General features: G+C 68.8%; 10 protein-coding genes and 1 pseudogene. 6 read left to right on the top strand and 5 right to left on the bottom strand.

The genetic code is table 11. The annotated features are described in order from the left end of the window. The first annotated feature begins 144 nt into the window (after window positions 1-144). Complete coding sequence (locus tag D471_RS0127140) at window positions 145-639, top strand: MerR family transcriptional regulator (protein WP_017601529.1); 495 nt, start codon at window positions 145-147, stop codon at window positions 637-639. Between the two features lie 84 nt (window positions 640-723). Here D471_RS0127140 and D471_RS0127135 read toward each other — a convergent pair whose 3' ends face one another. Together D471_RS0127135 and D471_RS0127130 are read right to left on the bottom strand one after the other, a co-directional pair. Continuing rightward, a complete protein-coding gene (locus tag D471_RS0127135; RefSeq protein ID WP_017601528.1) occupies window positions 724-975 on the bottom strand; it encodes a hypothetical protein in 252 nt (83 codons plus the stop codon). After that, a complete protein-coding gene (locus tag D471_RS0127130) occupies window positions 975-1259 on the bottom strand; it encodes a hypothetical protein (RefSeq protein WP_152486464.1) in 285 nt (94 codons plus the stop codon). Before D471_RS0127130 ends, D471_RS0127135 begins: the two co-directional genes overlap by 1 nt. A 178-nt stretch (window positions 1260-1437) precedes the next feature. On the opposite strand from D471_RS0127130, the gene D471_RS0127125 reads away from it, so the two are divergent. Next, complete coding sequence (locus D471_RS0127125; protein ID WP_017601526.1) at window positions 1438-2265, top strand: helix-turn-helix domain-containing protein; 828 nt, start codon at window positions 1438-1440, stop codon at window positions 2263-2265. Beyond that, window positions 2249-2653, top strand: a complete 405-nt coding sequence (locus D471_RS42560; protein ID WP_017601525.1) for a DUF397 domain-containing protein — start codon at window positions 2249-2251, stop codon at window positions 2651-2653. Before D471_RS0127125 ends, D471_RS42560 begins: the two co-directional genes overlap by 17 nt. Window positions 2654-2828: 175 nt before the next feature. Here the strand turns inward: D471_RS42560 and D471_RS0127115 are convergent, their stop codons facing one another. Continuing rightward, window positions 2829-4010: an AI-2E family transporter gene (locus D471_RS0127115; RefSeq protein WP_017601524.1), complete on the bottom strand. Its 1182-nt coding sequence runs from the start codon at window positions 4008-4010 to the stop codon at window positions 2829-2831. Between the two features lie 495 nt (window positions 4011-4505). On the opposite strand from D471_RS0127115, the gene D471_RS0127110 reads away from it, so the two are divergent. Then, window positions 4506-4811, top strand: coding sequence for a hypothetical protein (locus D471_RS0127110; RefSeq protein WP_017601523.1), 306 nt, complete (start codon window positions 4506-4508; stop codon window positions 4809-4811). A 203-nt stretch (window positions 4812-5014) separates the two neighbouring features. Here the strand turns inward: D471_RS0127110 and D471_RS36445 are convergent, their stop codons facing one another. Together D471_RS36445 and D471_RS0127100 are read right to left on the bottom strand one after the other, a co-directional pair. Then, a complete protein-coding gene (locus tag D471_RS36445) occupies window positions 5015-6202 on the bottom strand; it encodes an NAD(P)/FAD-dependent oxidoreductase (protein ID WP_241479730.1) in 1188 nt (395 codons plus the stop codon). Continuing rightward, window positions 6199-6519: a bifunctional 3-phenylpropionate/cinnamic acid dioxygenase ferredoxin subunit gene (locus D471_RS0127100; RefSeq protein WP_241479729.1), complete on the bottom strand. Its 321-nt coding sequence runs from the start codon at window positions 6517-6519 to the stop codon at window positions 6199-6201. The genes D471_RS36445 and D471_RS0127100 overlap by 4 nt, the downstream gene beginning before the upstream one ends. A gap of 129 nt (window positions 6520-6648) precedes the next feature. Here D471_RS0127100 and D471_RS0127095 point away from each other — a divergent pair, with 129 nt between their 5' ends. Together D471_RS0127095 and D471_RS39775 are read left to right on the top strand one after the other, a co-directional pair. Continuing rightward, window positions 6649-7437 carry an IclR family transcriptional regulator gene (locus D471_RS0127095; RefSeq protein WP_051059264.1) on the top strand — a complete coding sequence of 263 codons (789 nt, stop codon included), beginning with the start codon at window positions 6649-6651 and terminating at the stop codon, window positions 7435-7437. A gap of 196 nt (window positions 7438-7633) precedes the next feature. Further along, window positions 7634-7785 (top strand): annotated as a pseudogene (locus tag D471_RS39775) (hypothetical protein); the annotation flags it as partial.

The raw sequence follows: 7785 nt of genomic DNA, 5'->3' as shown, positions 1-7785 counted from the left end.
CTGCCGCTCGGGCGCGAGGCGGTCGAGCGTGTCTCGGCCGCCTACCGGCGTGGTCTGGAGGAGGTCGGGCGGTGGGCCGAGACCGCCCGCGGCGCCGACTTCGAGGGTGTTCCGGCGTCGGCCCGGCCGATCTAGGCTGGTTCCATGGCCACGGACGATCTGATGAGCAGGGCGCTCGAAACGCTCGCGGACGACGATCCGCTGTCGGTCGAGGCGATCCGCCGCCTCGTCGACCTGGCCGACGTACCCGAGTCGATGACGATCACCGAGGCCGCCGACCTGCTCGACGTCTCGCCGCACACGCTGCGCTACTACGAGCGGGCCGGGCTGGTCGCGGTGGCCCGTGACGGTAGTGGTCATCGCGTCTACGACACCGAAGCGGTGCGGCGCCTGGTGTTCCTCACCCGGATGCGGCTGTCCGGAATGCCGATGCGCGACCTACAGCACTACGTCTCGCTCGTCGACGCCGGGGAGGAGACGGTGCCCGAACGGCTCGACATGCTGATCGAACACCGCGACACCATCCGCCGCCGGATCCGTGAGCTGACCCTCTCCCTCACGGCGACCGAGTACAAGATCGCCACCTACGGGGGTTCGACCGGTCCGGACGTCCCCTCTCTCGACCCGACGACGTCCTGACACCGACGTTCGTTCTCCCGAACACGACCGTCCGCCCTCGGCTCCATCGCCGGGGGCGGACGCGGTTTCGGGGGGATGCGGGCGTTACACGTGGGTCTTCGGCAGGTCACCGTGCCCCAGTTTCGTGAAGGTGATCATCTGGCCGTTGCGCACCACGACCGCGCCCCTGGGGCAGCGGAAGAGGGTGCCGCGCTCCGACAGGTGGAGGAGGCCGACCGCCGAGCACAGGATCCGGCCGGGGCCGAGTTCGGTGACGCCCTCGAAGACGGCGAGCGCCTCGCCGGTCTCGGGGGCGACCTCGCCCAGGTAGCGCGGGGTGTGGTTGACGGCGCTCATCACAGGTCCACCTTCGGGATGGAGAGGACGCCAAAGATGCGTCGGGCGAACTCGGGCTCCTGGCCGACGGGCAGCGCGCGGTCGTACTCGTAGGGCTCGGTGCCGGTGCGGTAGGAGTCCCACACCCAGTACCAGTAGAGGTCCTCGCCGGTCTCGCGCAGGAGCACCGTCTGGCTCTGGTCTCCCTTGTGCACCTCGATCACCATTCCCTTGCGGGGGAGTGGCTTGAGGTCGTGTTTGTCCAGCTCAAGGCAGAGTGCCTTGGCCGCCTCCCGTGGAGTCACAATGTCCCCTTTGTTTGAAATGCATGGTGAAGATGGTGATACATCCGTCGATCCGGAGCGCCACCAACTGTGACCAGGATTCAAGAGGACGCCGGAAAAACCTAGGGCTCTGAACGGAGTGCGATCATCAGGCGACAGGGATATTCGATGGTGTTTTCCGTGGTGAGGCTGGTGAAAGATGGCGAAACGCAAGGTCAGGCCGCATGCGTTGCAGTGGGGGATCGAGCTGCGGAAGTTTCGCAACCAGGCGGGCAAGACGCAGTCATGGCTGGCGAAACAGGTGACCTGCTCGAACGGGCTCGTGTGCGGCTTCGAGCAGGGGACGCACTGGCCAAGCAAGGCAATGGCGGCGGAGCTGGACAAACTCGTCCAGGCCAACGGGGACCTGTTCCGGCTCTGGCTCCGGCTCTCCGAGAAGCGGGCCTACCCGGACTGGCTGAGTGAACTGGTGAAGGCTGAGCCGCGGTCAACCCTCATGCGAAAGTTCGATACCACTGTGGTCCATGGGCTCCTCCAGACTGAGGGCTATGCTCGTACCCTCATCGAGGCGAATAACAGCCTTGCCCCGTCCAGGGTTATTGATGAGCTGGTCGCGGGCCGAATGAACCGACAGAAGCTGTGGGAGCTACCTGACCCTCCTTGCATGATCCTGATCGTCAATGAAGCGGTGCTGAACTGCTCCATCGGAGGTCCAGAAACGATGGTGGACCAGCTCGCCAAGCTGATAGACATGGTGGAGGCCAAGCGGATCAGGGTTCACGTGATCCCCGCCGATACGGAGAAGCCCCCGTCTACCACCTCCTTCACCCTCCTCGGCTTTGAGGACCAGCCCGACGTGCTGTATGTGGAGGACGGCGTATCGGGCAGGATGATCAATGACCAGGCAGATGTACGCGGCATGGACAGGGTCTTCAGTGACCTCCTGGGCGTCTCCCTGTCCCCTGAGAAATCCTTGAAGGCCCTCTACGAGTTCCGAAGGAAGCATCAAGATGACACTCAAGGCTGAGTGGGAGAAGTCCACGTACTCACACGGCAACGGTGGCGAGTGTGTGGAGGCGCGTTTGGAACTGCGTCCCACCTGGGAGAAGTCGACGTATTCACACGGCAACGGTGGGGCGTGTGTTGAAGCTCGGCTGGAGCTGGCGGAGGACTGGGGCAAGTCCACCTACAGCGGGACCAACGGTGGCGACTGCGTCGAGGCCCGGTTGAACCGTGAGGGCGAGTGGAGCAAGTCCTCCTACTCCCACGGCAACGGCGGGCAGTGTGTCGAGGCGGCGCGCACGCGCGTTGGGGCCGCGCTGCGGGACACCCAGAACCGCGACCTCGGACAGCTCGACGCCACCCCCCGTGAGTGGGCCGCGCTCCTGGGAGCCGTGAAGGCCGCCTCCCTCTAGTTCCTCGCAGACCGCGGAGACGGTGGTTCTCCGTGGATCGTCAGTGTCGGTCGGCCCCGGGCGGAGCGTCCCGCCCTGGGCCTGCCGGTTGCCGCCTCGGCCGCCATGGCCCCACTGTGCGTGTTCACCCTGCGCGAGGCGCCGTCCACCGGGAGCGGTACCCAGGGCTGAGGGATCACGTCGGCCGGGTCGGATCCCCGCTGGCCTCCTCGTCCTCCGGCCCGGTCCCACCGCCGTCCCCTCCGGCCCCGCCACCCTCCCCTCCGGTGGCGGCGGGCTCCTCGTTCCCCTCGTCCTCGGCCTCGGCGGCGGAGAGCAGGGGGTGCTCCTCGACCTTGTAGCGGCGGATGTAGATGCTCAGGAAGGTCTGCAGGCTCGCGCCCATCGGCAGGGCGAGCAACGCGCCGGGCGCGCCCAGGACGGCGGCGCCCGCGAGGACCGAGCCGAACGCCACCGCCGGATGCATGTCCAGGGTCCTGGCGGTGATGCGGGGCTGGAGCAGGTAGTTCTCGAACTGCTGGTAGACGATGACGAACACGAGCACCCACACGGCGGGCCAGACACCCTCCAGCAGCGCCACGAGCACGGGGACGGCGCCGCCGATGTAGGTGCCGACGGTGGGGATGAACTGCGAGACCACACCCACCCACAGCGCCAGCGCGAACGCGAAGGGGATGTCCAGCACGACCAGTACCACGTAGTGCGCGCCCGCGCAGACCAGGGCCAGCAGCGCCCGGGAGTACAGGTAGCCGCCCGTCTTCTCGATCGCGATCTCCCAGGCCCGCAGCACCTCGCGCTGCGTGCGCGGTGGCAGGACCGAGCAGATCACGCGGCGAAAGCGCGGGCCGTCGGCGCACAGGTAGAAGGTGAAGAGCGCGATCGTCAGCCCGTTGAAGAGCAGTATCAGGACGGTCGTCCCGGCGCCCCAGACGTTGTCGGCGATCCTGGAGGCGTACTGTTCGACCACGCCGCTGGCGCTGGAGATCTCGTTGAGCAGGGTGGTGGGGGAGTAGGAGGTGTTGAACGTGGTGTTGAACCAGGCCAGCCCGGCGCGGATCATCGTGGGCACTTCGGCGGCGAAGGCCAGGACCTGGCCCAGCAGCATGGACCCCAGCAGGCTGAGGAACGCCAGCGCCAACGCCAGCACCAGGAGCATCCCCGCCCCCGTGGCGGGCCCGCGCGGCCAGCGGCGCCGGTGCAGCCAGTTGACCGCCGGTTCCAGCGCCAGCGCGAGGAACAGCGAGATCAGCAGCAGCATGATGAGGTTCTGCAACCGGACGAACAGCCACAGGGCGATGCCGAAGGCCGTGACGATCCACATGGCCAGCATCATGGCGCGGGGGAGCCAGGGCGGCATGCCGCCGCCGCGGTCGGGGCGCGGTGCCCTGTGGGGTGGTGTGCTCGTGCGCAAGCCGGGTCTTCCTTCTGTGGCGCGGCCCGCGAGGGGGGCTTCCTCCGCGTGCCCGGGACTTTTCCCGCTCCCCCGGACGATAGCCGCACCCACGAGTGCCCGACCTCGGTGTCCCGCCGCACGCACCGCTCACGCGCCCGCGCCTCGGCCCCGGGACCTCACCGCGACCGTGACGCCCCGGTAGCCGTCCAGACCCGTCGCGACCCGGGGATCGCCCGCCGCACTGGTCACGCCGGGCGGTTCGTGCTCGGCCTCGGCCGCGACGAGCCGGGTCAGGAGGTCGGCGGCCCGGGCCCGACCGCGGGTGGGGAAACCCCCGCTGCTTTCCCCGAACCGCCCCTCGGCGGGCGGGCGGCCGTGAGAGAGTGCACGCGGACCAACGGGTGTCCGCGCGCGACAGCGTGCCTCCCGCACAGCACCTCTCCAGGAAGGCAGGAGCCGGTGGGCCAAGGCGGCAGGGAAGACCAGCTCGCGGCCGCGGCGATCATCCGCGCGCACCACCACTTCCTCCAGGCCGTCGAACGGGGGGACGAGACCGCCAGGGCGGACGCCCGGGACATCGTTCACCGGATCCTCGAGGACACCCGTGCCCGCGGCTCCGATGCCGTGGATTCGCTGCTCCTCAGCCTGACCGGGCACGCGATGGGTGCGGCTGTCGCGCTGTCCAGACTCAACGGACGTTCCTTCGACGAGATCCTCGACGCGGTGGAGGAGGGCATCGTCGGGACGCCCGATCCCGAGGTCTAGGCCGGATCCACCGCCGCTCCAGCCTCCTTCACCGGGATCCGCGTGTCCGCCGAACGCCTCCCGCCACCAGGCCGACCGGGGCTCGGGCGGGTCCGGTTCGGCGGAGTCGGTGCCCCCGACGGCGGGTCCGGGTCATCGGGGGCGCTGACGTGTCGTGAACAGCTGTCAGGGGCCGGTTCCCCGACCCCGCACACCTCACGCGGTCACGCGGTCACACGACCGCGCGGTCGCGCAGCTGTCGGCGCAGACGGCCGAAGAGCTTGGGGTTGTTCATCGCGAGNNCCCCCCGCCGCTCCCCGGCGGCGGTACTCCGCGACGAACCGGCGGTCGTTCGGCGACCCGTCGACGATGGTGACCTCGTCGGCGTCGGCGGGGTGCCCGGCGACCTGCAACCGGGTCCCGTACTGGTCGGACCAGAAGTAGCCGGACGGCCGGTACTCCTCGATCGTCGTGCCCGCCAGGAGGTTGCGCACGGCGGTGGCGGGTTGTTCGGAGGCGTTGGTCCAGTGCTCGTGCCGGACCGGTCCGTCGGGGCCGTGGTAGCGGGCGACGTCGCCCACCGCGACGACGGAGGGGAACGCGGTGACGCATCCGGCGTCGCAGAGCACCCCGTTGTCGACGGGGATCCCGGATCCGGTGAGCCACTCGGTGTTGGGCAGCATCCCGATGCCGACCACCACCACGTCCGCGGGCAGGTGCGTGCCGTCGGCGAGGTCCACGCCGGTGACGCGTTTCCACGGGCCGAGGCCCGCAGAGGTCAGGGACCGCACGCCCACGCCGGTGCGCAGGGCCACGCCGTGGTCGGTGTGCAACGCCGCGCAGACCGAGCCCATGGCCGGGCCGAGGACGCGGGCGAGCGGTGTCGGGTTCGCCTCGACGACGGTCACCGGCCGCCCGAGTGCGTGGCAGGTCGAGGCGACCTCGGAGCCGATCCAGCCCCCTCCGATCACCACCACCCCCGCCGAGCTGTTCTCCAGGTCGGCGCGCAGTGCCGCCGCGTCGTCCAGCGTCCGGACGGTGTGCACCCCGGCCAGGCCCTCCGAACCGGGGAGCGGGCGGGCCCGGCCACCGGTGGCGATGACGACGCCGTCCGCGGTGATCTCCTCCCCGCTGGACAGCCGGACCGACCGTGTGAGGGGGTCGAGGGAGTCGGCGCGAACCCCGAGCCGCCATTCCGCGGCCAGGTCCTCCGTGTCGGACTGGTCGGCCAGCCGCAGGCTCTCCGGGGCGCAGGTGCCCGCGAGGTAGGCCTTCGACAGCGGCGGGCGGTCGTAGGGCTGGTACGGCTCGTCCCCGATGACCGCGATCCGGCCGTCGAAGCCCTGTGTCCGGAGCTCCTCGACCGCGCGCAGCCCCGCCAGCGAGGCCCCGACGACAGCAACGGTTCTCATACGACTGCCTCCTGGTTCTGCGGGACCACGTAGATCACGCCGTCCTGGATCACGACCGAGTGGGTGCGGACCGGCTTCTTGGCGGGGGCGCCGGTGGGCAGGCCCGTGCGCAGGTCGAAGCTGGCCGCGTGGAGCGGGCACTCGATGAAGCATCCTTCGAGCCACCCCTCGGAGAGCGAGGCGTCCTGGTGGCTGCACGTGTCGTCGATGGCGTAGATCTCGCCGTCGACGTTGAAGACCGCGATCGGGACTTCGCCCATGACTCGGACCGCCTCACCCTCGGGCAGGTCCGCCACGGCACATGCTGGGATCATCATGCCCTCCGTTGCGCTTCGCGGAACAACTTGTTCGATACGCAACACTATGATGAGAGCGTGATCGGCTCGGAGTCAAGGAGTGTCCGAGGCGAAATTCGGGAAGTTGCGTCTATCGGTTAAAGTTGCATTATGAGCAACTCAACGGAAAGCACGGGAGCACGCGAGCCGGCGTCGGTCCAGTCGGTGGACCGGGCGATCACCATCCTGGAGCTCCTCGCGCGCGGCGAGATGGGAGTCACGGAGATCGCCGCCGAGTTGGGGGTGCACAAGTCCACCGCGTCGCGGCTGGTGTACACCCTCCAGGCGAGACAGCTCGTGGAGCAACACGGTGAGCGCGGCAGATTCAGCATCGGTATCGGCATGTTGCGGTTCGCCGGCGCCGTCGCCGGTCAGCTCGACATCGTCCAGATCGGCAATCCGGTGTGCGAGGAGCTGGCCGAGCGCCTCGGCGAGACGGTGAACGTCGCGGTCCTCGACTCGGCGAACGCGATCAACGTGAGTCAGGCGCTGGGCACCTCGGCCGTGGCGGCGCAGAACTGGATCGGCCAGCGCACGCCGTCGTACGCGACGGCCAGCGGCAAGGCGCTGCTGGCGTACACGCCCCCGGGCGAGTTGGACGAGCTGCTCGCCGGGGAGCTCGTGTCCTACACCGCGCGCACGATCACGGACCCGCAGGAGCTGGGTGAGGTCCTCAAGAGGGTGGCCGAGGACGGGTACGCCACGTCGTTCGAGGAGCTGGAACCGGGTCTGCACGCGATCGCCGTGCCGGTGTTCGGGGCCGGTCAGGACGTGATCGCGGCGATCAGCGCGTCCGGTCCGGCGTACCGGCTGTCGAAGAAGCGCATCCCCGAGGTCGTGGAGGAACTGCGCCAGGGGGCGCGTGACCTGTCCGATCGGATGGCCTACGCGGGCCGCTGACGGGGTGGGGCGGCGACCTCTGTGGTCGTCGTGTCGTGTTCTTGATATATCAATACACGATTAAGCGACGATCAAACCGCAAGGACTAGTCCTTCAGGGTCTTGACAGACCTGTGGGTAACCCTCACTGTGAAGCGCAACGTGTTGTGTATCACGGAATGCGTTGCATATAAAGCAACACATGAGGGGAGTGTGCGTTGGCTTCCACCACGCCCGATGTCCCGGTCCTCGACCAGGCATTGGGCGATCTCGACCCCGAGATCGCCGAGGCGGTCGCGCATGAGCTGCGCCGCCAACAGACGACCCTGGAGATGATCGCTTCGGAGAACTTCGCTCCGCAGGCGGTCCT

Source organism: Nocardiopsis lucentensis DSM 44048, from assembly GCF_000341125.1.
Taxonomy (GTDB): domain Bacteria; phylum Actinomycetota; class Actinomycetes; order Streptosporangiales; family Streptosporangiaceae; genus Nocardiopsis; species Nocardiopsis lucentensis.
The sequence above is the reverse complement of the archived record's forward strand: the minus strand, read 5'-3'. Positions and strand labels throughout refer to the sequence as shown.

Bases quoted from the DNA above. Each gene is read 5' to 3' on its own strand.
- D471_RS0127100 (WP_241479729.1), bottom strand. From the start codon at position 6,519: ATGATGATCCCAGCATGTGCCGTGGCGGACCTGCCCGAGGGTGAGGCG.
- D471_RS0127135 (WP_017601528.1), bottom strand. From the start codon at position 975: ATGAGCGCCGTCAACCACACCCCGCGCTACCTGGGCGAGGTCGCCCCC.
- D471_RS0127115 (WP_017601524.1), bottom strand. From the start codon at position 4,010: ATGCCGCCCTGGCTCCCCCGCGCCATGATGCTGGCCATGTGGATCGTC.
- D471_RS0127125 (WP_017601526.1), top strand. From the start codon at position 1,438: ATGGCGAAACGCAAGGTCAGGCCGCATGCGTTGCAGTGGGGGATCGAG.
- D471_RS0127140 (WP_017601529.1), top strand. From the start codon at position 145: ATGGCCACGGACGATCTGATGAGCAGGGCGCTCGAAACGCTCGCGGAC.
- D471_RS42560 (WP_017601525.1), top strand. From the start codon at position 2,249: ATGACACTCAAGGCTGAGTGGGAGAAGTCCACGTACTCACACGGCAAC.
- D471_RS0127095 (WP_051059264.1), top strand. From the start codon at position 6,649: ATGAGCAACTCAACGGAAAGCACGGGAGCACGCGAGCCGGCGTCGGTC.